This window comes from Stenotrophomonas sp. SORGH_AS_0321 (assembly GCF_031453215.1).
GTDB lineage: Bacteria > Pseudomonadota > Gammaproteobacteria > Xanthomonadales > Xanthomonadaceae > Stenotrophomonas > Stenotrophomonas chelatiphaga.
On the sequence record NZ_JAVIZG010000001.1, the window covers coordinates 1,351,441 to 1,373,585 of the forward strand.

The 22,145-nt window shown below is 67.5% G+C and carries 18 protein-coding genes; 10 read left to right on the forward strand and 8 right to left on the reverse strand.

Annotation, left to right across the window (positions count from 1 at the left end; translation table 11 throughout):
• Positions 1–111 precede the first annotated feature (111 nt).
• The 4 genes from QE373_RS05810 (at position 112) to tldD (ending at position 7,639) form a co-directional block, all read left to right on the forward strand.
• Positions 112–720, forward strand: a complete 609-nt coding sequence (locus QE373_RS05810) for a Maf-like protein (RefSeq protein WP_309684512.1) — start codon at positions 112–114, stop codon at positions 718–720.
• Entirely contained in the window at positions 713–2,200 is a 1,488-nt protein-coding gene (rng, locus tag QE373_RS05815) for a ribonuclease G (protein ID WP_042612244.1), read from the forward strand. Before QE373_RS05810 ends, rng begins: the two co-directional genes overlap by 8 nt.
• Before the next feature lie 30 nt (positions 2,201–2,230).
• Complete coding sequence (locus tag QE373_RS05820) at positions 2,231–6,124, forward strand: YhdP family protein (RefSeq protein WP_309684519.1); 3,894 nt, start codon at positions 2,231–2,233, stop codon at positions 6,122–6,124.
• A gap of 69 nt (positions 6,125–6,193) precedes the next feature.
• The gene (tldD, locus tag QE373_RS05825; RefSeq protein ID WP_057508761.1) at positions 6,194–7,639 is read left to right on the forward strand and encodes a metalloprotease TldD; all 1,446 of its coding nucleotides are present in this window, start codon (positions 6,194–6,196) and stop codon (positions 7,637–7,639) included.
• Positions 7,640–7,740: 101 nt separating this feature from the next.
• Here the strand turns inward: tldD and yjgA are convergent, their stop codons facing one another.
• The gene (gene yjgA / locus QE373_RS05830) at positions 7,741–8,337 is read right to left on the reverse strand and encodes a ribosome biogenesis factor YjgA (protein WP_057508762.1); all 597 of its coding nucleotides are present in this window, start codon (positions 8,335–8,337) and stop codon (positions 7,741–7,743) included.
• 68 nt (positions 8,338–8,405) lie between these two features.
• Here yjgA and pmbA point away from each other — a divergent pair, with 68 nt between their 5' ends.
• The 3 genes from pmbA (at position 8,406) to QE373_RS05845 (ending at position 11,667) form a co-directional block, all read left to right on the forward strand.
• Positions 8,406–9,779, forward strand: coding sequence for a metalloprotease PmbA (pmbA, locus tag QE373_RS05835; protein ID WP_057508763.1), 1,374 nt, complete (start codon positions 8,406–8,408; stop codon positions 9,777–9,779).
• An 85-nt stretch (positions 9,780–9,864) separates the two neighbouring features.
• The gene (locus QE373_RS05840) at positions 9,865–10,248 is read left to right on the forward strand and encodes a DUF4870 domain-containing protein (protein ID WP_123699613.1); all 384 of its coding nucleotides are present in this window, start codon (positions 9,865–9,867) and stop codon (positions 10,246–10,248) included.
• Positions 10,249–10,446: 198 nt separating this feature from the next.
• A complete protein-coding gene (locus QE373_RS05845) occupies positions 10,447–11,667 on the forward strand; it encodes an ISL3 family transposase (protein ID WP_309683669.1) in 1,221 nt (406 codons plus the stop codon).
• Between the two features lie 137 nt (positions 11,668–11,804).
• Here QE373_RS05845 and QE373_RS05850 read toward each other — a convergent pair whose 3' ends face one another.
• Positions 11,805–12,458 (reverse strand): isochorismatase family protein, encoded by a 654-nt coding sequence (locus tag QE373_RS05850; RefSeq protein WP_042612250.1) that lies wholly within the window; start codon positions 12,456–12,458, stop codon positions 11,805–11,807.
• A gap of 159 nt (positions 12,459–12,617) precedes the next feature.
• Between QE373_RS05850 and QE373_RS05855 the strand changes: the two genes are divergently transcribed.
• On the forward strand, positions 12,618–13,511 hold the full coding sequence (locus tag QE373_RS05855; RefSeq protein WP_309684533.1) for a LysR family transcriptional regulator: 894 nt from the start codon (positions 12,618–12,620) through the stop codon (positions 13,509–13,511).
• Here the strand turns inward: QE373_RS05855 and QE373_RS05860 are convergent.
• From QE373_RS05860 to QE373_RS05870, 3 genes are all read right to left on the reverse strand, one after another.
• Positions 13,508–14,944: a PepSY domain-containing protein gene (locus QE373_RS05860; RefSeq protein ID WP_309684537.1), complete on the reverse strand. Its 1,437-nt coding sequence runs from the start codon at positions 14,942–14,944 to the stop codon at positions 13,508–13,510. The genes QE373_RS05855 and QE373_RS05860 overlap by 4 nt on opposite strands.
• 1 nt (position 14,945) lies before the next feature.
• Positions 14,946–16,850, reverse strand: a complete 1,905-nt coding sequence (locus QE373_RS05865) for a TonB-dependent receptor (RefSeq protein ID WP_309689587.1) — start codon at positions 16,848–16,850, stop codon at positions 14,946–14,948.
• Positions 16,851–17,123: 273 nt separating this feature from the next.
• Complete coding sequence (locus QE373_RS05870; protein ID WP_309684540.1) at positions 17,124–17,537, reverse strand: DUF2946 family protein; 414 nt, start codon at positions 17,535–17,537, stop codon at positions 17,124–17,126.
• 232 nt (positions 17,538–17,769) lie between these two features.
• Here QE373_RS05870 and arsC point away from each other — a divergent pair, with 232 nt between their 5' ends.
• Positions 17,770–18,165 (forward strand): arsenate reductase (glutaredoxin), encoded by a 396-nt coding sequence (gene arsC, locus QE373_RS05875; protein ID WP_309684543.1) that lies wholly within the window; start codon positions 17,770–17,772, stop codon positions 18,163–18,165.
• Here the strand turns inward: arsC and QE373_RS05880 are convergent, their stop codons facing one another.
• Genes QE373_RS05880 through QE373_RS05890 form a run of 3 tightly spaced genes read right to left on the reverse strand, consistent with a single transcriptional unit; the run spans position 18,166 to position 21,052 of the window.
• Positions 18,166–19,524: an ATP-binding protein gene (locus QE373_RS05880; protein ID WP_309684546.1), complete on the reverse strand. Its 1,359-nt coding sequence runs from the start codon at positions 19,522–19,524 to the stop codon at positions 18,166–18,168.
• Positions 19,511–20,224 carry a response regulator transcription factor gene (locus QE373_RS05885; protein ID WP_309684549.1) on the reverse strand — a complete coding sequence of 238 codons (714 nt, stop codon included), beginning with the start codon at positions 20,222–20,224 and terminating at the stop codon, positions 19,511–19,513. Before QE373_RS05885 ends, QE373_RS05880 begins: the two co-directional genes overlap by 14 nt.
• Before the next feature lie 27 nt (positions 20,225–20,251).
• Positions 20,252–21,052, reverse strand: a complete 801-nt coding sequence (locus QE373_RS05890) for a MipA/OmpV family protein (RefSeq protein ID WP_309684552.1) — start codon at positions 21,050–21,052, stop codon at positions 20,252–20,254.
• 431 nt (positions 21,053–21,483) lie between these two features.
• Between QE373_RS05890 and QE373_RS05895 the strand changes: the two genes are divergently transcribed.
• The gene (locus QE373_RS05895; protein WP_057508772.1) at positions 21,484–22,116 is read left to right on the forward strand and encodes a TetR/AcrR family transcriptional regulator C-terminal domain-containing protein; all 633 of its coding nucleotides are present in this window, start codon (positions 21,484–21,486) and stop codon (positions 22,114–22,116) included.
• The last annotated feature ends 29 nt before the right edge of the window (positions 22,117–22,145 follow it).

The following is a 22,145-nucleotide window of genomic DNA, read 5'->3' on the forward strand; positions in this document are numbered from 1 at the left end:
CATCGAGGTTGCTGGCGAAGGGATGAACGCGTTGTGAGCCGGAACGGGGTTGCCGGAAACCGCGTGGCGTTGCCTGCGATTCAGGCGCTGCGCGCAGGGTATGCTGTGTCGATGCTCTATCTTGCCTCCCGCTCCCCCCGCCGCAGTGAATTGCTTGCCCGCCTTGGCCGTCCGTTCCAGACCCTGGACCTGGACGTCGCCGAAGTGCGCGCTGCCGGCGAAAGTCCGCGTGATTACGTGCAGCGGGTGGCCGGCGACAAGGCCCGCGCCGGCCTGGCCGAGGTGCTGGCCAGCGACCCGGATGCCGTGGTGGTCGGGTCGGATACCGAAGTGGTGCTGGGCGAGCGCGTGTTCGGCAAGCCCATCGACGCCGCCGATGCCGCCGCCATGCTGGCCGCGCTGTCCGGGCGCACCCACCAGGTGATGACCGCGGTGGTGCTGGCCGCTGCCGGCGGCCTGTCGGTGGACGTGGTGGTGTCCGAGGTCACCTTCGCGGCGCTGGACGATGCCCGTATCACCGCTTACGTGGCCACCGGCGAGCCGTTCGGCAAGGCCGGTGCATATGCCATCCAGGGAGAAGCAGAGCGCTTCATCACCCACCTGGCCGGAAGCTATTCCGGCGTGATGGGATTGCCGCTGTACCAGACCGACCGGCTGCTGGCCGGCGCCGGCTTGCCTTCCCACCCTGTTGCCGCCACGGAGGCTGCCGTACATGTCTGAAGAAATACTGGTCAACGTAACCCCCCGCGAAACCCGGGTAGCGGTGATCGAGAACGGCATGTTGCAGGAGCTGCACATCGAACGTGGCTGGCGCCGCGGCGTGGTCGGCAACATCTACAAGGGAAAGGTGCAGCGGGTAATGCCCGGCATGCAGGCCGCCTTCGTTGAAGTGGGGCTGGAGCGCGCCGCGTTCCTGCACGCCAACGACGTGGTGCGGCCGGCCCCGGTGGCCAGTCCGGACACCGACGGCACCACCTTGCCGCCGCCGTCCAGCGTGCCCATCGTGGAGCTGCTGCGTGACGGCCAGGACATCGTGGTGCAGGTGGTCAAGGACCCCATCGGCACCAAGGGAGCACGCCTGACCACGCAGATCAGCATCCCCTCGCGTTACATGGTGCTGCTGCCGCAGTCCAAGGTGGTCGGCGTTTCGGCGCGCATCGAAGACGAAGGCGAGCGCGCACGGCTGAAGGCGCTGGTGACCGAGCTGTCGGCCCAGCACGGCGGCTACGGCTACATCGTGCGCACCAACGCCGAAGGCCAGCCGGCCGAAGCGATCGCCGAGGACGTGGCTTACCTGTCGCGGGTCTGGAACGTGGTGGAGCGGCGTGGCCGCGAAGCCGCCTCGTGCAGCGTGATCTATGAAGACCTGAGCCTGCCGCTGCGTTCGGTGCGCGACCTGATCCGCAAGGACGTGGACAAGGTGAAGGTCGATTCCAAGGAAACCTTCGTGCAGCTGCAGGCCTTCGTGGCCAAGTACATGCCGGTGCTGGCCGAGAAGCTGGAACTGTACGCCGGCGACCGCCCGATCTTCGACATGTTCGGGGTGGAGGACGAGATCGGCCGCGCGCTGGACAAGCAGGTGCCGCTGAAATCCGGTGGCTACCTGGTGATCGACCAGACCGAAGCGATGACCACCATCGACGTCAACACCGGTTCGTTCGTCGGCCAGCGCAACCTGGAAGAAACGGTCTACCGGACCAACCTGGAAGCGGCGCAGGCCGTGGCCAGGCAGCTGCGGCTGCGCAACCTCGGCGGCATCATCATCATCGACTTCATCGACATGGTGGACGCCGAGCACCGCCGCCAGGTGCTGCGAACGCTGGAAAAAGCGCTGGCCCGCGACCATGCCAAGACCACGGTGTACGACTTCTCGCCGCTGGGCCTGGTGGAGATGACGCGCAAGCGCACGGTGGAAAGCCTGGAGCGCCAGTTGTCGGAAACCTGCCCGCAATGCAGCGGCCGCGGCAGCATCAAGACCACCGAAACGGTCACCTACGAAATCTTCCGCGAGATCACCCGGGCGGTGCGCCAGTTCGAGGCGGCGCGCCTGCTGGTGATCGCCTCGTCGAAGGTGGTGGCCCGCATCACCGACGAGGAATCCACCGCCGTTGCCGAGCTGGAGGAATTCCTCGGCAAGAGCATCCGCTTCCAGGCGGACGACCAGTACCTGCAGGAACAATTCGATGTGGTCCTGCTCTGATCTTTACCGGCCGGTTGCCGGCCAGGGCCGATGAGCGCGCCGCCGCGCCTGCGACTGCGAAGGATCCGCCGTCTTGCCCTGTACGCCTGCGCGATCACCCTGGTGGCGGTGGCGTTGCTGGTCGGCACCTTCAGCCAGCTGCTGCCGCTGGCTGAGCGCCATCCGGAACAGATTGCCGCCTGGCTGAGCGCACGTGCCGGCCAGCCGGTGCGCTTTGATGACCTGAAGGCGCAGTGGACTCGGCGTGGCCCGCTGCTGCAGCTCGATGGCCTGCGCATCGGCGCCGGCGAGGGACTGCGCGTGGGCCAGGCCGAAGTGCAGGTGGCGATGTATGCCGGCCTGCTGCCGGGGCGTTCGTTGACCGAACTGCGCCTGCGTGGGCTGGCGCTGACCCTGCAGCGTGCCGACGACGGGCGCTGGAGCGTGCGCGGGCTGCCGAGCCGGCCGGGCGGTGATCCGCTGGATGCGCTGCGGCGGCTCGGTGAGCTGCAGGTCGAACGTGGCCGGCTGACCGTCGATGCGCCTTCGATCGGGCTGCAGGCGACCCTGCCGCGGCTGGACGTGCGGCTGCGGGTCAACGGCGATCGCCTGCGCGTCGGCGTGCGGGCATGGGCCGACGAAGAGGCGCTGCCGCTGTCGGCGGTGCTGGACGTGGACCGCCGCCACGGCAACGGCGAGGCCTGGCTGGGCGGCGATCCAGTGGACCTGCAGGCGTGGTCGTCGCTGCTGTCCGGAGCCGGCGTGCAGGTGCTGCAGGGCCGCGGTGAACTCAATGCCTGGGTGGCCCTGCGTGACTTCCGCCCGGTGATGGTCACCACCGATTCCGACCTGGCCGCGCTGCACCTGTCCGGCGCACCCACCGCCCATGTGGCGCGGCCGACGCTGGAAGTGGAGCGCCTGCAGATGCGCGCGCGCTGGCGTTACAGCGAAGGCGGCTGGCGTGCACAGGCGCCGCTGCTGCGGGTGCGTGCCGATGGCCGCGAACAGGTGCTGGACGGCCTGCTGGTCGGTGCCGGGCAGCACATGGCGTTGGTCGCCGACAACGTGGATGGCAATGTGCTGCTGCGCGGACTGGCACTGACCGATCGGGTCGATGCCGGTCTGCGTGACTGGCTGTACCGCGCCCACCCGCAGGTGCGCGTGCGTTCGCTGCAGGCGCGCGGCGAACGCAACGGTGCGCTGTGGGTGCAGGGTGAGCTGGAAACGCTGGCGTTTTCCAGCGTGGATGGCGGGCCGGGACTGGCCGGCGTGGGCGGCCGCTTCCAGGGCGATGCCGAAGGATTCTCGCTGCAGTTGCAGCCGCAGAAGCAACTGCAGTTCGACTGGCCGAAGGGCTTCGGCGTGCGCCATGACGTGCGCCTGGTCGGTGAAGTGGTGGGCTGGCATGACGAGGCCGGTGGCTGGCGGATCGGCACCCCGGCGCTGCGCGTGCAGGGCACGGACTATGCGGCCGACGTGCGCGGCGGGTTGTGGTTCCAGGGCGACGGCACGCGGCCGTGGATGCAGCTGGCGGCGAAGATCGACGATGTGCCGATGACCGCAGCCAAGCGCTTCTGGATCCGTTCGAAGATGAGCGCCAACGCGCGCGACTGGCTGGACACCGCGCTGCAGTCCGGCCGCGTGCGCAACGGCATCGGGCTGGTCACCGGCGACCTGGACGACTGGCCGTTCGACCGCAACAACGGCCGCTTCGAGGCCACCGGGCATATCGAGGACGGCACCATCCGTTTCCAGAAGACCTGGCCGGACATGACCCAGGTGGACGCGGACATCGCCTTCATCGGTCCGGGCTTCTCGCTCAAGGGCCGCGGCGACCTGGCCGGCGTCAACGTGAATGCGATGGAAGCGGGCATCGAGGATTTCGGTGAGACCCCGCTGTACGTGCGTGCGCAGAGCCGCAGCGAAGCCAGCCGGCTGCTGGCGATGCTGCGGCGCAGTCCGCTGCACGGGCAGTATGGCGACACCCTGGATGCGCTCAGCGCCAGCGGCCCGGCGAACGTGGATTTCGACCTGCTGCAGCCGCTGCATCCGGGCCAGCCCGGGCACCTGCAGGGCAGCGTGGCGCTGGATGGCGTGAAGCTGTCCGACAAGCGCTATGCGCTGGATTTCGAGGACGTGCGCGGCAGCGCGAAGTACGCCGGTGGCGGCTTCGGGGCCGACAACCTCAGCGTGCGCCACCTCGGCGCGCCGGGCACGTTGAGCCTGCGCGCTGGCGGCTTCGTGCGCGATCCGCAGCTGGCCTTCGAATCGGAACTGGACGCCAACCTGGACGCCGGCACGCTGCTGGACCGCGCCCCGGACATGGCCTGGCTGAAGCCCTATATCGAAGGCCGTTCGGACTGGAAGATCGGCGTGGACATGCCCAAGGCGGTGGCTGCGGCGCCGTCAGCGGGCGGTACGGCGGCTGCCACTCCGCCGGCGCGGCTGCACCTGCAGTCCAACCTGGTGGGCACCACGCTGAGCCTGCCGGCGCCGCTGGACAAGCCGGCCGCCGAGGCGCTGGATACCCGCGTGGCGGCGCAGCTGCCGATGGGCGATGGGCGCATCGACGTGGCCTTCGGCGAGCGCCTGGCGCTGGCCGCGCGCACCCAGCAGGGCCAGACCGGCGTGCAGGTCACGCTGGGCAGTGCGCGGGTGGACCGCGATCCGCCGCCCAGCGGGCTGGCGGTCAACGGCCGCAGCGGCTCGCTGGATGCACTGGAATGGATATCGCTGGCGCGTGGTTCGGCCGGCGATGGCAAGGGCGACGGCACGCCCAGCGACCCGATGCCGCTGCGCTCGGTGGATGTGCAGGTGGCCCAGCTGCTGCTGATCGGCGGGGTGTTCGAACAGACCCGCCTGCAGCTGCGGCCGACCGCCCCGTACCTTGACGTGCGCCTGGACGGCCCTTCGCTGGCCGGCCAGCTGCAGGTGCCCAACGCCAGTGGCGGCACCATCAGCGGCACCCTGCAGCGCGTGCACTGGAAATCGCTGCCGGGCCCGGTGCAGCCGCGTCCGCGCGATGGTGCGCCGATCGTGATGCCCGATGGCCAGGTGATGGCCGCGCGCGTGCAGGCCAGCGCAAACGACACCGATCCTGCCGCCATTCCGCCGCTGTCGCTGGACATCGCCGACCTGCAGTTCGGCAAGATCAGTCTTGGCCAGGCGGTGGTGCGCACCCAGCCGGTCGCCAACGGGCTGCGCGTGCAGCAGCTCGATTTCCGTTCGCCGAAACAGGCCATCGACGTGCGTGGCAGCTGGCTGGGCAAGGGGCCTGCGGCGCGCACGGACCTCACCGCGCAGGTGCGCAGCGAAGACCTTGGCGACCTGCTGCGCGACCTGGATTACGGTGGCCAGCTGCGTGGCGGGCAGGGCAGCATCGACCTGCAGGCCGCCTGGGCCGGCGGGCCGTCGGACTTCCAGCTGGGCAACCTGCAGGGCAGCTTGAAAGTCGATGCGCGCAACGGCCAGCTGCTGGAACTGGAGCCGGGCGCCGGCCGCGTGCTCGGCCTGCTGAGCATCACCCAGCTGCCGCGCAGGCTGATGCTGGACTTCCGTGATTTCTTCTCCAAGGGCTTTGCGTTCAACCAGATCGGCGGCACGCTGGCCTTCGCCGACGGCTCGGCCACCACCGACAAGGTGATGATCGAAGGTCCGGCCGCCAACATCCGCATCCGTGGCCGTACCGACCTGCGCGCGCAGCAGTTCGACCAGACCATCGACGTCAACCCGCGCTCGGGCAACCTGCTGACGGTCGTCGGCGCAGTGGCCGGCGGCCCGGTGGGCGCGGCACTGGGCGCGGCCACCAATGCGGTGCTGTCCAAGCCGCTGGGCGAAATCGGGGCCAAGACCTACCGCGTCACCGGCCCCTGGAAAGACCCGAAAGTGGAGGTGGTGGAGCGCGATGCGTCCGTGCCGCCGCCGCCCAAGCCGACCGCGCGCTGAGCGCGTCGGCTCTCCCCCCCTGCGTGACGCGGCTTGCCATGGCCGCGTTTCGCCCCCAGATTGAACACCATGACCGATAACGCCCTGACCCTCGCCACCGACCGCCTGCTGCAGCCCGCCGGGCTGGACGCCGGCACCCTGGAAAACACCTTCGGCCACCTGCTCGGCCCGGGCATCGACTTCGGTGACCTGTACTTCCAGCACGCCCGCCGCGAAAGCTGGAGCGTGGAAGACGGCATCGTCAAGGACGGTGCGCATTCCATCGAACAAGGCGTCGGCGTGCGCGCGATTTCCGGTGAGAAGACCGGCTTCGCCTACTCCGATGACATCCACCGCGATGCGCTGTCCAACGCCGCACAGTCGGCCCGTGCGATTTCGCGCGAGGGTGGGGCGCAGACCGGCAAGTCCCTGCTGCGCGGTGATGCGCGCGCGCTGTACCCGGCACTGGATCCGGTGGACAGCATGGGCAACGAAGCCAAGGTGGAAGTGCTCAAGCGGCTGGACGCCTACCTGCGCGCCGCCGACCCGCGCGTGAAGCAGGTGATGGTGAGCCTGTCCGGCGGCGTGGACACGATCCTGATCGCCCGCAGCGACGGCGTGCTGGGCGCGGACATCCGCCCGCTGGTGCGCTTGAACGTGCAGGTGATCGTGGAGCAGAACGGCCGTCGCGAATCCGGTTATTCCGGTGGCGGCGGTCGCTATGACTACACCGAACTGTTCAGCAGCGGGCGGCCGGAAGCGTTCGCCCGCGAAGCACTGCGGCAGGCCCTGGTGAACCTGGACGCGGTACCCGCACCGGCCGGCGTGATGCCGGTGGTGCTCGGCCCGGGCTGGCCGGGCGTGCTGCTGCACGAAGCGGTCGGCCATGGCCTGGAAGGCGACTTCAATCGCAAGGGCACCAGCGTGTATGCCGGTCGCCTGGGCGAACGGGTGGCTTCGCCGGGCGTGACCATCGTCGATGACGGCACGCTGGAAGGCCTGCGCGGTTCGCTCAACATCGATGACGAAGGCCAGCGCACCCAGTGCACCACGCTGATCGAAGACGGCATCCTGGTCGGCTACATGCAGGATTCACTCAACGCCCGCCTGATGGGCATGGCGCCGACCGGCAACGGCCGCCGCGAATCGTTCGCGCACCTGACCATGCCGCGCATGACCAACACCTACATGCGTGCCGGTGAACATGATCCGCAGGAAATGATCCGCTCGGTGAAGAAGGGCCTGTACGCAGTGAACTTCGGCGGCGGCCAGGTCGATATCACCAGCGGCAAGTACGTGTTTTCGGCCACCGAGGCCTACCTGATCGAAGACGGCCGCATCACCGCGCCGGTGAAGGGCGCCACGATCATCGGCAACGGACCGGAAACCATGCAGAAAGTGCGCATGATCGGCAACGACCTGGCACTGGACCAGGGCGTCGGCATCTGTGGCAAGGATGGCCAGAGCGTGCCGGTCGGCGTAGGCCAGCCGTCGCTGCTGATCGATGGACTCACCGTAGGTGGCACCCAGGCGTGATGCCAGCGGTGCTCCTGCCCGGTGGCGCCGCGCGCTGCCCGGCGGCGTCCCTGACCGGTAGCGCCGAGCCATGCTTGGCGGCTTTCCCGGCAGCGCGGGCCTCAGTCCTGGCTGTCGTCCGCGTCGTCTTCAACCGCGTCGGCGTCTTCGCCGCTGTCGGCCACGATCAGCCCCAGCGCGGCCGGCAGCATCAGCGCACGCAGCACCTGGAAGATTTCCCGGTAGGCGCGCGGCGGCTTGTTCTTGGCCTTTTCGGCCTGGGCATTGCGCACCAGCGTGCGCAGTTCCTGGCGGTCGGCCTGCGGGTATTCCACCAGCAGCTTGGACAGCGCGGCGTCGCCATCGCTCATCAGCTTTTCGCGCCAGTCTTCGACCCGGTGCATCATCGCCACTTCGCGGCGGCCGGTATCGCTGTTGGCGTCCAGCGCCTCGCGGATGGCATCCAGCGCGGATTCTTCCTCGCGGCGCATGTGCTTGGCCAGGAACGCCAGCTGCCGCTTGTGCGCGATGTGGGCGGTGATCCGCTTGCATTCGGCGATGTGCGGCAGCAGGTCTTCCGGCACCGGCAGGCGCGCCAGCTGCGCAGGCGTCAGCGAAACCAGCTTTTCGCCCAGCGCAAGCACGTCCAGCGCTTCATTGCGCTTCTGCTTGCGGCTTTTATCGTGGAATTCACCGGTTTCTTCGTCGCGTCCGCGCATCGTCTTTCCTACTTTCGTAAATACGTCGCCCGGCGCAGTGCCGGGCCCAACCTGTACAGGATAAAGCATTGAACGTCATCGCCCCTGAAGCGGCCGTTGCCGCAGGTCCCGAGGCCCGGCTGGAACAGCTGGCCGACATCTCCCAGCAGCTGCTGGACCACGCCCGGCGGCTGGGCGCCAGCCAGGCCGAAGTGTCCTGCAGCGAGGACCGCGGGCTGGATGTGAACGTGCGCCTGGGCGAGGTGGAAACGGTCGAATCCACCGCCGACCGGGGGATCGCGGTCACCGTGTATTTCGGCAAGCGCAAGGGCAGTGCCAGCACCGCCGACCTGCAGCCGTCCAGCCTGGTGGCCACGGTGGAGCAGGCCTGCGCCATCGCCCGGCATACCGAAGACGATGCCGCCGCCGGCCTGGCCGACGCCGATCTGATGGCGCGTGAGTTCCCGGAGCTGGACAGCTGGCACCCGTGGGCGCTGCAGGCCGACCAGGCGATCGACCTGGCGCTGGCCTGCGAAGCGGCCGGCCGCGACAGCGATGCGCGCATCAGCAATACCGATGGCGCCTCGGCATCGACCGGACAGAGCCTGTCGGTGTATGCCAACTCGCACGGCTTCTTCGGCCGCGAGCGCGGCACCCATCATTCGATCAGCGTGGCGCTGATTGCCGGGCAGGGCGACGGCATGCAGCGCGATGGCTGGTATACCAGCGCGCTGGCCCGCGAGGACCTGGAAGACCCGGCCGCGGTAGGCCGCAAGGCCGCCGAGCGCACCATCGCCCGGCTGCAGCCGCGTTCGATGGCCACCAGCAGCATGCCGGTGCTGTTCGCCCCGGAAGTGGCGCGCAGCCTGGTCGGCCACCTGCTGTCGGCGATTTCCGGCGGTGCGCTGTACCGTCAGTCCAGCTTCCTGCTGGACAGCCTGGGCACCTCCCTGTTCCCGGCCTGGATGCAGATCGACGAACTGCCGCACCTGCGCCGTGGCCGCCGTTCGGCCGCCTTCGATGGTGACGGCGTGGCGACCCGTACCTCGGCGATCGTGCGCGATGGCGTGCTGCAGCGCTACATCCTGGGCAGCTACTCGGCGCGCAAGCTGGGCCTGCAGACCACCGGCAACGCCGGTGGCGTGCACAACCTGCAGGTAGCCGCCAGCGCACCGGGGCTGGACCTGCATGCCATCGCCCGGCAGATGGGCACGGGCCTGCTGGTGACCGAGCTGATGGGGCAGGGCGTCAACGGCGTGACGGGTGATTACTCGCGCGGCGCCGGCGGCTTCCGCGTGGAGAACGGCGAGATCCTGTACCCGGTGGACGGCATCACCATCGCCGGCAACCTGCGCGACATGTTCCAGTCCATCGAGGCGATCGGCAGCGACGTGGATCCCCGCTCGCACGTCGCCATCGGTTCGTTGTTGATCGGGAAAATGACGGTCGCCGGTAACGACTGACGACGTTATTGGCGTACTCTTGCCGGGCTGCGACGGCCCACGGGGAGTGGGTCGCGCCGACCCTACAACCTAAAAGGAGTTTACCGTGAGCGAATTCGACAACGTCACCGCGCCGCCGCCGCCGCCGTCCAGCGTGGAGCCGGCCCCGGCCGACCAGCGCACCATGGCACTGGCCGCGCACCTGCTCGGCATCTTCACCTGGTTCATCGGCGCGCTGGTGATCTGGCTGGTCAACAAGGACGACGCCAGCAAGGCCTTCGTCACCGACCAGGCCAAGGAAGCGCTGAACTTCCAGATCACCATCGCCATCGCCATGGCGATCTGCGTGGTGCTGATGATCGTCTTCATCGGCGCCCTGCTGATGCCGGTGGTCGGCGTGTTGAACGTGGTGTTCTGCATCATCGCCGCAGTGAAGTCCAACAACGGCGAAGCCTACCGCTACCCGTTCACCCTGCGCCTGATCAAGTAAGCACGGGGGGTGACGACCCGCCACCCCGCTGGGTGACGATTCCTCGCCCCGGTGGGTGACGACCGTTGGTCGTCACGCTCTGAACAAAATGCCCGGCCATGCCGGGCATTTTTTTGGTTCTTCTCCCATCTGAGGGGAGAAGGCGCACGGCCGACCAGCTAGATTTGTAGTTGTCGAGACAACAAACCGAGGTCGGCCGTGGCCAAGCTGGATTGTATGCCGTTGCTGGGAGGCTGGGCGGGGTATCGCCTGGATGGGTGGCGCCGCGAGGCACGTGGCGCAGCCACGTGGCTGGTGCTTTCGCTGGTGCCCGATTCACGCCGCCGCCGACGCTGCAGCGGATGCGACAAGTGGGTCGTGGCCATCCACGACCAGACGCTCCGGCGGGTTCGTGACCTGCCTGTGTTCGATGCGCCGGTCGAGTTGGAGATCCAGCGACAGCGACTGGCCTGTCCTCGCTGCGGGCCAAAGCTGGAGCATCTGGATTGGTTGGAGCGGCATGCCCGGGTAACGCAACGGCTTGCGCAGAGCGTGGCACGCATGTGTGCCACGACCTCGATCCATGCCACCGCAAAGTGGCATGGCTTGGACTGGAAGACGGTCAAGGCACTTGATTTCAGGCATCTGGTGCAGACGCTGGGGCCGGTGGACCTATCGGACGTAAGAGTGATCGCGATGGACGAGTTTGCGATCCAGAAGGGCCATCGCTACGCCACCGTGGTGGTCGAGCCATCACGCAAGCGCGTGCTTTGGGTCGGTCGAGGACGCAGTCGCGCTGACGTGCGCCCCTTCTTCGAGTTACTCGGAAGGGACGGCTGCGAACGCATCCAAGCGGTCGCCATGGACATGAATTCGGCATTCGACCTGGAAGTGAAAGCCCAATGCCCCAACGCCGAGGTGGTCTACGACCTCTTCCATGTCGTGGCCAAGTACGGGCGCGAAGTCATTGATCGGGTGCGGGTTGACGAGGCCAATCGCCTACGCACCGACAAGCCCGCGCGACGGGTGGTGAAGACCTCGCGCTGGCTCCTGCTGCGCAATAGGCAAAACGTCCCAGCCGAGCAGCGCGTCCAACTCGAGGAGCTGCTGGCCGCCAACAAAGCCCTGCTGACCACGTATCTGCTCAAAGACGACCTGAAGCAGCTGTGGCGCTACCGAAGCCAGAGCTGGGCGGAGAAGGCCTGGCGGTCATGGAAGCATCGCGCCCTGCGAAGCGGGCTGGAGCCGCTGCGCATCTTTGTCCGCCGTCTGCAACCATATCTCCCGGGCATCCTGGCCCACTGCCGATGGCCGCTCGGGACGAACCTGGTGGAAGGCATCAATAACAAGATCAAGGTCATCAAGCGCGTCGCCTACGGATACCGAGACGACGCATATTTCTTCCTGAAGATCCGGGCGGCCTTCCCCGGAGTTGGGTGAAGAACCATTTTTTTGCGCGCGTGCAGATACACGCCGCGCTTCGCGCTGGCCGAGCTTGGCTCGGCGCTACCGGATCGGCGTGGCCTTGGTAGCGCCGATCCATGGTCAGCGGCTTTCCGCTCCGGCAACGCGCAGTATCAGCCTGCGCTCGGCGGCACCGGTGTGTTGAGCAGCTGCTGCTCCCACAGGTAGGCAATGCCGCTGCCGGTAGCGTGCTGCTTCAGCACTTCGGTCAGCTCGGCTGCGTGCTCGGTGCGCGCCCAGTCGCGCTGCCATTCGGCGGCCAATGCCATCCAGGTCATCATGTTGGCACCGGCCGCGATCATGCGCTGGATCGCCACCTGGTGGGCTTCGACCGAGACCGCGCCGGAGGCATCGGTGATCACGGTGACATCCCAGCCTTCGCCCAGCGCCTGGATCACCGGCATCGCAACGCAGATCTCGGTCCACAGGCCGGCGATGATCAGCTGCTTGCGGCCGGTGGCCTTTACTGCGTCGACCACCTTCGGGTCTTCCCAGGTATTGATGAAGGTACGGTCGATGACCTCCTGTCCGGGGAACACGTCGGTGATGTGCGGGAAGATCAGCCCGCCGCGGTCAGCGATCACGCTGGTGAGGATGGTCGGCACCTTGAAGGCCTTGGCCGCCTTCGCCAGCGCCGTTGCGTTGTTCACCACCGCATGCGGGTCGTGGCTGTTGAGGTTTGCCAGCTGGTAGGGTTGGTGGTCGATAAGGACCAGCACGGAATCTTCAGGGCGGAGCAGCGAGGAAAGGCCGTTGCGGAAGGTCATGGAGTCATCCTTGTTATCGAGGGGGGGAAACGAACCCGAACCTTGTCATCCCCCCGCCCGGGGCGGTAGAACCCTTTCCTGCCAAGCTGTGTCGCGCAAAGGGGAACGCAGGACCAGCCCGGCATGTGTCAGGCTAGGGAGTGCATCCGGGAGGTCACGGTGGATATCGAAGCGCTGCGCACGTTCGTGGAAGTGGCCAACGCAGGCGGCGTTTCCCCCGCCGCGCGCCGGCTGAATGTGTCCAAGTCGATCGTCAGCCGGCGGCTGGCCCGGCTGGAGGCGGAACTGGGCATACAACTGCTGGCGCGCACCACGCGTGGCGCGGCGCTGACCGAAGCCGGTGCGACGTTCCGCGATCACGCGGCCAGGGCCTGTGCGGAGATCGATGCGGCGCGCGACGCGATCCTGCCCAGCGGGGATCTGCGCGGACGCCTGCGTGTCGCCGCGCCGCTGACCTTCGGTCCTACCCACTTCGCTTCGGTGTTCGCCGAGATGGCACGGCGCCATCCGCAATTGCACGTGCATGCGTCCTACAGCGACCGCTTTGCCGATCTGGTGGCGGAGGGATTCGACTGTGCGATCCGCGTGGGATACCTGCCCGATTCCAACCTGATCGCGCGCTGCGTTGGACCGCTGTACGGAAAGCTTGTCGCCAGTCCGGATTATGTGGCGGCCCACGGCGCGCCGGAAACGCCGGATGAGTTGCTGGCCCACGAGGCCTTGATGCAGGGCACCGAGGCCTGGCAGTTCAGCGATGGCGATGCCGTGGTGACCGTGCATCCGCGTGGGCGTTTCAAGGCCGACAATGGCACCGCGCTGATCGCCGCGGCGGTGGCGGGGCTGGGCATCGCCTGGCTGCCCGATGGGCTTACCCAGCCCTACCTGGAAGCCGGCACGCTGGTGCCGGTCATGCCGCGTTATCCGCCTCCGGCAGCCGGCATCTATGTAATCCGTCCGCCGGGCCCGCACCCCTCGCTGAAGGTGCGGGCACTGACCGAATTGTTGATTGCCTGCTTCGACGAAACGCCGCAACACGCAGCGTTCCGTCGCTAGCTGCTGCGCCAACCCTGCGTCAGCACATAGTCCATCACGCCGATGACCAGCAGCGACAGCCCCATCAGCGGGAACACGATGCCGCCGATGCACAGCAGCGCGAACACGATCGCGACCGTGCGCCTGGCGTGCGGCAGGGGAGGGATGCCAACGCCACCCGCTGGCCGGCGCTTCCACCACATCACCGCACCGCTCGCGCAGAGCAGGACGATCGCCGCACAGGCAACCAGCAGCAACAGGCGGTTCACGCCGCCGTATTGCTGGCCCAGATGCACGTTGATGCCCCATTCCAGCCCGCGGCCGAGCACGCCGTAGTCGGTGTAACCCATGTCCAGCAGGATGCGGCCACTGTACTGGTCCATGTGCACTACGCGTTGCCGGTTCACCTGCTCCGGATAGACCGAGGCCGAGTACACCCCCATGGGGCCACGCGGCAGTGCCACGCTGTAACCGGGGGCCATGCCGAGCGCGTTGAAACGCTGCAACGCTGCATCGATGCCGATGGCCCCGGGCTGCGGCGAAAGATCCCCGGGTCCCACGCCGGCGTGGCTTTCATGGCCTTCGTGTGCCTGTTGCTGCGGAGGCGCCGCGTGGCGGGCAGGTGCCTGGGCGTGCGCGAGCTGCGAGGCCGGCAGCCGAGCCTGCTCCATCGACCAGCTCGGGGCAGTGGCATCGGCCAGGCGCTGATCGGACATCGGCACATCAACGCGTACGCCCGCCGGATAACCGGAATTGTGTCCGTTTGCCCAGGCATTGACCTGCTTGCCCCAGACAAGCGACCACGGCATGCCGGTCAGGGCCAGGAACAGCAGCACCGCGCCCACCCAGACCCCGGTCACCGCATGCAGGTCACGCCAGAACAGGCGCTGTGCCGGTCGCCCCCGCACGCGGGTGACGCCGCCGCTCTGCCCGCGCGGCCACCACAGGAAAACCCCGGTGATCACCAGCAGGATCGCCCAGCCCGCGGCGATTTCGATCAACGCGCTGGCCCAGCGTCCGACCAGGTCCAGGCTGTGCAGCCGGCGCACCACGCCGGAGAAGGTGCCCTTGTCGGGCAGCGATCCCAGCACCCGCGCGGTGCCGGGATCGACGTAGTACACATCGCGCGCTCCATCGGGCTGCTGCACGCCGATTTCCACGCTGCCATCGGCGCGCTCGGGCAGGGTGTAACGGAACGTTGGTCCTGCTGCAACGGCCTCGACCGCGGCGATCTGGGCACTCGCCGATGCAGGCGTGCCGCGCGTGGGTTCAACTACTTTCAGATCGTGGTGGATCCAGCGGTCGATCGGCTTCTGGTACAGGTACGCCGCGCCGGTCAGCGCCAGCCATGCGATGAACGGCAGCACGAACAGGCCTGCATAGAAGTGCCATCGCCACACCGCGCGATGGAAGCGCCAGCGATCGCTCGGGCTCTGGGTAGGCGTTGTCTGCATGTCAGATATCCCGTGTCCAGCTCAGGTAGAACGCGCGTCCATCGCCGGGCGAGTAACCGGAGGAACCACTGTCATACCAGGCGTAGACATGGAAGCGGTCGGTTGCGTTCTTCAGCTGCAGGGCCACGCGGTTACGCTCATCCACGTGGTAGGTCGCGCTCAGGTTCATCAGTACGTAGCCGCCATGACGGCCCAGCGTGTTGCTCCGTTCCACGTAGTAATCGCCCTGGCCGTTGCCCCATGCGCTGAAGCTCCAGTCCGCACGCGGCGCGTAGTCCACGCCGGCACTGGCCAGCCAGTTCGGCACGTTCTCGATCTGCCGGCCACGGGTCTGCGGCGCGCTCGGGTCGGCCACGGTGATCACCGCTTTCTGCCGCGAATAGGATCCCCACGCCCGCCACTGTTCGCTGGCCTGCCAGCTCAGCTGGGCATCCCAGCCCCGCCGCAGTGTCTGGCCGACGTTGCCGACTTCATTGGCACCGATCGCCCCGTTGACGCCCAGGATGGTGGCGACTTCATCCGATGCATGCTGCTCCCAGTACGCCACGCGGGCCTGCAGCCCCGGCAGCGGCGTCCATTTGAGCCCACTCTCCCAGCCTTCATTGCGCGAGGGCAGCACGTTGTTGGCCTGGATACGGTAGGCACCGTTGCCACTGCCGATCTGGAAGGTGCGGCCCCAGTTGGCATAGGCCACGGTGCGGTCGCCGAGGTCATAGGACACACTCAGCTTCGGTTGTTTGATCAGCCCGTAGCGGTAAGCGGGCGCATGGCTGCCATCGGCGCGGTTGTGGAATCCTCCGTCGATGTGGTCCACCCGGTAGGCGGGTACGATCTTGAGCGCTTCAGTCGGCTTGACCACGGCCTGCACGTACGCGCCCTGGGTATCCAGGGCGAAGCGCCAGTCACGCAGCGTGGTCTGGCGTTCGCGCGCCACGGTGCGGTAACGGGCGGCGAGGTTGTCCTGCCACTGCGCGTCCACGCCGGCGTCCAGCACCAGATCGGCCAGCGATGTCGCAGGGCGCCAGGTCGTGTTGATGATCACGCCGCGGTGCGTCTCATCGTTGAAGCGCTCCTGTTGTGCACCGCCGGCGGTGAAGGTCACCCAGCGCTGGTTGCGGTAGTCGTTCTGATAAGCCTTGGCATTCCAGCTCCAGCCGTTGCCCAGTTGGCCATCGGCATGCAGCGCGGTCTGGACGGTCTGGCGCTCGCTGCGGTCATCGCGCGCGTAATCCGGTGATTGCGTTGGATTGGCCTGCACTTCGGCGTAACTCAGGTAACCGGCTTCCAGCGCGGTGTTGTTGTAATAGCGGGCGGTCAGCCCCGCACGCCACTGGCTCTCTTCGTTGGTGTAGAACCACTTGCCGGAGAAGCTGCGCTGGGTGGATCGGGCATGGTCGCGCTCGCCATCGGAGCCGCGCCAGCCAACGAAATAGTTCTGCGCCCACGCGCCCTTTTCGACTCCTTTGGCGATCTGGATATCGCGGGTACCGAAGCTGCCGACGGTGACGCTGGCCTGCCCGTCGTTGCCGCCCTGGCGGGTCAGCACGTTCACATCGCCGGCGATGGCATGCAGGCCATAGCGGGCATCGTTGGTGCCGCGGACGATTTCCAGTGCACTGATGTCCAGCGGGAACACGGCGTCCAGATAGGGCATGCCGCCGGCGTTGTCGTTGCTGGGAATGCCGTCGATCAGCAACTTGACTGCGTTGATGCGGCCTTCGCCATTGAAGCCGCGGAAGGAGAAGCGGCCGGCATCGGTGCCCATCTTGAACTGCGTCACCTGCACGCCGGGGGCATTCATCAGCAGCTCCCAGCTGTGGTCGACTTTCTGCTGCTGCAGCAGGTCACCACCGATGACGTCCACCGAGGTGAACATCAGGCGCGCCGGCAGCTCCCTCTGCGGCATTGCGCGAGCCTGTACGGTGCCCAGTGTCAGTGCGGTTCCTTCCTGCGCGACCGCCGGCGAAGCTACGGTGGCCGTGCACGCCAGTGCCGCCACGATCACCGTGGGCAGCGGGCGCGTTGGTTGAAGTTTTTTCATTGTCCACAACATCGAAATGCCACGACCGGAGACGGTCGGGACAGGCAGAAGATCCGGTGCGTCAGCCCGGGGGAAGGGAGGTCGGGGATCCAGTCACGCGTCGAAATGCGGCGTGCAGCCGCAGGAGGGCGAACTGAATCAGCAGGCGATGGCGGGTGGACCGCGCGCGCCCAGCGTGCCCAGCGCAGGAGCAGACCGGGTCGGGTGACGTGCCGTGATCGTGCGGAATGCTGCGGGCCAGACCGTTAGCAACAACAGCAGCGCCACCAGCAGGCTGACCATGCGGGCGGCAATCAGGCAGTAGTCGCACTCCACGCCCATCTCATGCTTGGCGTGCGGATCCGGCGGCGCAGTGTCGATGGAGGCCGCGTGCACTGGCGGCTGCGCTGCCGTCATGTCGTGATGCGTGGCGTGCTGCGTGCCATGATGCATATCGTGTGCACTGCCCGCGTGCGGGGTGGCGGCGGATTCTGCGGGCGCCAGCACGGCGTTCGGCGCAGGATGCTCCGCCAGCGCCCGGCTGATCAGCGGTGCCACCATCACCAGGGCCATGGCCAGGCATGCCCAAGCGTGGAGCCAGCGGTGGAAGAGGGGCGAGCGCACGCCCTGATTCTAAGGGAAGCCAGCCGGGGCGGCGCGTGAGACGGTCGGTTTGGCGTCCACTGCGACGCTTTGTCACAGGTGGGGCCGGGTACGGTTGTGCGGCCGCTGGCAATCTGCCTGCCGTCGAATAAAGTGCAGGCATGGGGCCCGGGCGAAGGCCTGCCAATTCGAGGAAGAACGCGTGAATGCAGTGATCTACCACAACCCCCGATGCGGAACCTCGCGCAATACCCTTGCGCTGATCCGGCACGCCGGCCTTGAGCCTGAGGTGATCGACTATCTGGCTGATCCACCTGACCGGAGCCGGCTGGTTGAATTGATCACCGCTGCTGGCCTTGGCGTGCGCGATGCCATCAGGCAGAAGGGCACGCCTTACCTGGAGCTCGGGCTGGACGCCGCCAACCTCGGTGATGACGCCTTGCTGGATGCGATGCTGGCGCACCCGATCCTGATCAACCGCCCCTTCGTGCAGACCAGAATGGGAACGCGGCTGTGCCGTCCATCGGAGGTGGTGCTGGAGATCCTGCCGCCGATCGCTACGCCCTTCACCAAGGAAGATGGCGAAGTGGTCGGCTGATCATTCCAATCCGCCGCTGGTTTCCACCATGAAACACGCGCCTGGTGCGCCATCGGCAGGTTCAAGCCGGATCGTCCATCCATGCGACAGGCAGATTTCCAGGCAGATGGACAGGCCCAGTCCTGCACCGCGACCGTCGCGGGCCGTACCGCGCCAGAAGCGTTCGAACAGGTGTGGACGGTCCGCCTCCGCTACGCCACCTCCCTGGTCGCATACGCTGAAGCCATCGGCTTGAAGTGCGATGGTGATGGTGCTGCCCGGCGGCGAATGATGCAGCGCGTTTTCCAGCAGGTTCTTGACCAGCACGAACACCGCCGATGCATCGGCTTCCACGGCAGGCGAGGGCATGCGGGGCGGCAGCACCACCACGTGCACCGCGTGCTGTGCCGACAGCCGTGCCAGGTAGTCCACCGCGTCGGTGACCACCGCGCCCAGCTGGATGGGGGCGAAGGTGTAGTTGTGGCCCTCGCTGACTTCGGCCAGGTGCAGCAGCTGGTGCACCTGGCGCGCCATCTGTTCGGTGTCACGCAACAGCAGCGGTGTGTTGGGGGCACCGCTGAGCTCGATCTCCGCCTGCAGCAGCGCAAGTGGGGTCTTCAGCTCGTGCGCGGCGGCGGCGAGGAAGTCCTGCTGCACGCGGAAGCCCTGTTGCAGGCGTTCCAGTGCGGCGTTGAACGCCTCGATCAACGGCACCACCTCGGCGGGCAGCCCGTCGCTGCGCAGGCGTGCACCCAGGTTGCGCGGACCCACCCGCGCCGCCACGCGTGAGGCCTGCCGCAGCGGTCGCAGCATGCGGTTGACGGTGAGCGTGATCACCAGCGCGAAGGTCAGCAGGGCGAGGATGACCACCGCCGCGCCGGCACGCAGGTACAGCTTGTCTGCGTGGTTCTTCAGGGTGATCACCAGCCGGTCGCTGCGTGCGATGTGTGCCATGTAGGCCGTTCCAGCATGGTCGATCGGGGCGTGGATCACCTGCAGCGCGATGTCGCCACCGGGGTTGGCGACGGTCAGGCGGGTGGCGCCGGCCGCAACGCGCTTCACTGCGTCCAGCGCCGGACCGGCGCGGCTGCTGGCGAGCGTGCGGCCCTGTGCGTTGGTAATCCAGTACGCCGCATCGCGGGGCATGGCGTCGTACACGTTGCCGGCCTGTGGCGGCAGCACAACGTGCAGCCTGCCAGCGGCATCCAGCCGAAGGGCTGCCCGCAGCTCATCCACTTCTTCCAGCAATTCCTCGCGCACCGCGTCTTCCGGCGTACTCATCCGTACCCAGGCCGTGACCACGACCGCGGCGGCCGCCGCGGCCAGCAGTGCCAGCAGCGTGGCCAGCATCAAGCGTGCGCTGAGGCTACGCGGCCGCATCGGCTGCCCGCAGGGCAAAGCCCAGGTTGCGCACGTTCACCACACCCAGGCCCGATTCGATGGCCGCCAGCTTGCGGCGCAGCCGGTGCAGCGCCACGTCCAGCGCATTCGGGGTCACCGCCTCACCGACCCCCCACGCGGCCGCTTCCAACGTGCTGCGGCGGACCACCTGGCCGCCGGCGTGCACCAGCGAGAGGATGATCTGCAATTCGGCCGGCGCCAGGCTGATCTGCTCGTCGCCACAGCGCATGCAGCCTTCCGCCGCCTTGACGTGCAGTCCCTGGTGGACCACATCCAGCGTGCGCAGTTCCGATGGCCGGCGCATCAAGGCGCGCACGCGCGCGGCCAGTTCTTCGATGGCGAACGGCTTGGGCAGGTAGTCATCGGCTCCCGCATCCAGTCCATCGACACGATCGTGCAGGCCGTCGCGGGCCGTCAGCATGAGGCAGGGAATGCGGTTGCCGGCCGTACGCATGCGCCGCACCAGGTCCAGGCCATCCCCATCGGGAAGGCCGCGATCGATCACCGCCGCGGCGTAACCATGCCGCGCAATCGCATGCCACGCGGTTTCCACGCCGGGGTAGGTATCCACCGCAATGCCCGCCGCGCCCAGGCCACGCTCGACCAGGCTGGCCAGGCGGGGATGATCTTCGACCAGCGCGATCCGGTTGGGCAGGGCGGCAGGCGGGGGCGGTGGCATGGCAGGCGGGTACCGGGAAGCGGAACGTCAGAAGCTGCGGGTGATGCCGATGCGGAGGCCGGCCGAGCCGTCCGTATCGGGCTCGCTCAGCGGGCTGTCGGTGATTTCGTCTGGCAGGAACCGGTAGTCCACGCCGCCCATCACGCGCCATTTTTCGCCCAGCGGACGCGAGAAGCCGACACTGATCTGCGGTACCAGCGCCGAACCCGGCTGGTAGCGTGCCACGCCGCGTGCGACCTCCTCTTCCAGCGTGCCATGGTAATAGTTGACCACGTCGCTGGACATCCAGCGGACGCCGACCCCCGGGACGAGGGTGGTACGTCCCCAGGTGACAGCGTACGCGTAGTCGGCGGCGATCTCGTAGCCGCCGCTGGTATCGGTGACATCGGCCAGAGCGCTCAGCTTGAACTCGCCGGCACGGCTGCTCCAACTGGCTGCCAGGCCGGCATCGAGGCCGTCGTCGCGGTCCTCCAGCAGGTCCCGATCGACTCCATTGCCTGCCAGCTCGCGTCGTCCGAGGTCCTTGATGTCAACACCATCGAAGCGGCCGGCCAACACGGCATCCAAAGTGAAGGACTCGCCCTTGAACAGGTGCACGCCGCCGCTCACGCCGCGCCAGAAGATCCGCTCGCCTTCGAAGGTGACCAGCGGCAGCGGGCGCACGCGGGTGCCTTCGCCTGCGTAAGGGCTCTGCCTGGCCGCGGCGGCCACGCCAATCGACCAGCGGTCGTCCTCGGCCTTGGCCAGCAGGTCGCCGGTGCTGGAGGCGTTCTGCGCGAGGGCCAGGCCCGGCAGCAGGAAGGGAACGGACACTACGTACTTGAGCATCGGAGGGACTTCGCTGGGGGGAGAGTGCGGCGAGTCTTGCTGGCGCTGACTTACAGGCGACTTACCGGGGCTGGCTGGGTGGCCGATGGTTCAGGCGGGGTCCCGGAGAGCATGACGGCCAGCGGCCGTCACTACCCGGTAGCAGCGTCCGCGAGCGGTGATGGCGCCCGGGAACGGAATACGCGAACGGTATCGGTGCACGGGATCGGTAGCGCCGAAGGCAGCGGCAGGAGCCGCTGCCAACGTCGCTTGCGACGGCCCGCAGGGGGCCGGTCAGGACGACCGGCATAGCCGTGCTCGGTGAGCGCAGCGGCGAGAGCGTGACGACCAACGGTCGTCACCCACCGAACCAGGTCGTCACATGAGGGGCCTTGCAAAGCCCAACCTAACGCTGTTAGATTCGCTCCCTAACAACGTTAGGTAGAGCCCCCTTGCGCCAACCGATTGCCCGCGAACAGATCGTCGGGGCGGCCTTCCGGATCCTCGACGAGGCCGGCCTGGAAGGCGTGACGCTGCGCAAAGTGGCCTGCTCGCTGGGTATCCGTGCGCCGTCGCTGTACTGGCATTTCAAGAGTAAGCAGGCGTTGATCGACGCCATGGCCGACGCGATGATCGCCGACGTGGCGCAGGTCATCCCGGAGGGGCAGCCCTGGCGCCAGACCCTGCTGCAGATCGCACGCGAGTTCCGCGTTGCGTTCAAGGCGCGGCGCGATGGCGCGCGGGTCTATGCCGGTACCTTTCTGGCCACCGAGAACGTGCTGCGGGCAGGCGAGGCCAGCATCGTCGCGCTGGTAGGTGCCGGGGCATCGGCCAGCTTCGCCGCCACCACGGCGATGGACCTTGTGTACTACACGATGGGTTACGTCATCGAAGAACAATCCTGGCCAGGCGATGGCAGCATGGAAGCGCTGGGCGAGGCCTTCATGGCGCTGGCCGAGCAACGTTTCCCGCATTGCTGGGAAGCGCGCGAGGTCTGGCGTGAAGTCGATTTCGATACCCGTTTTGAACAGGGCCTGGGACTGATGCTGGACGGCATCGAACTGCGGCTTGGCCGCACCCCCTGACTCGCCACTTCCTTCTGACCCTGATGCCT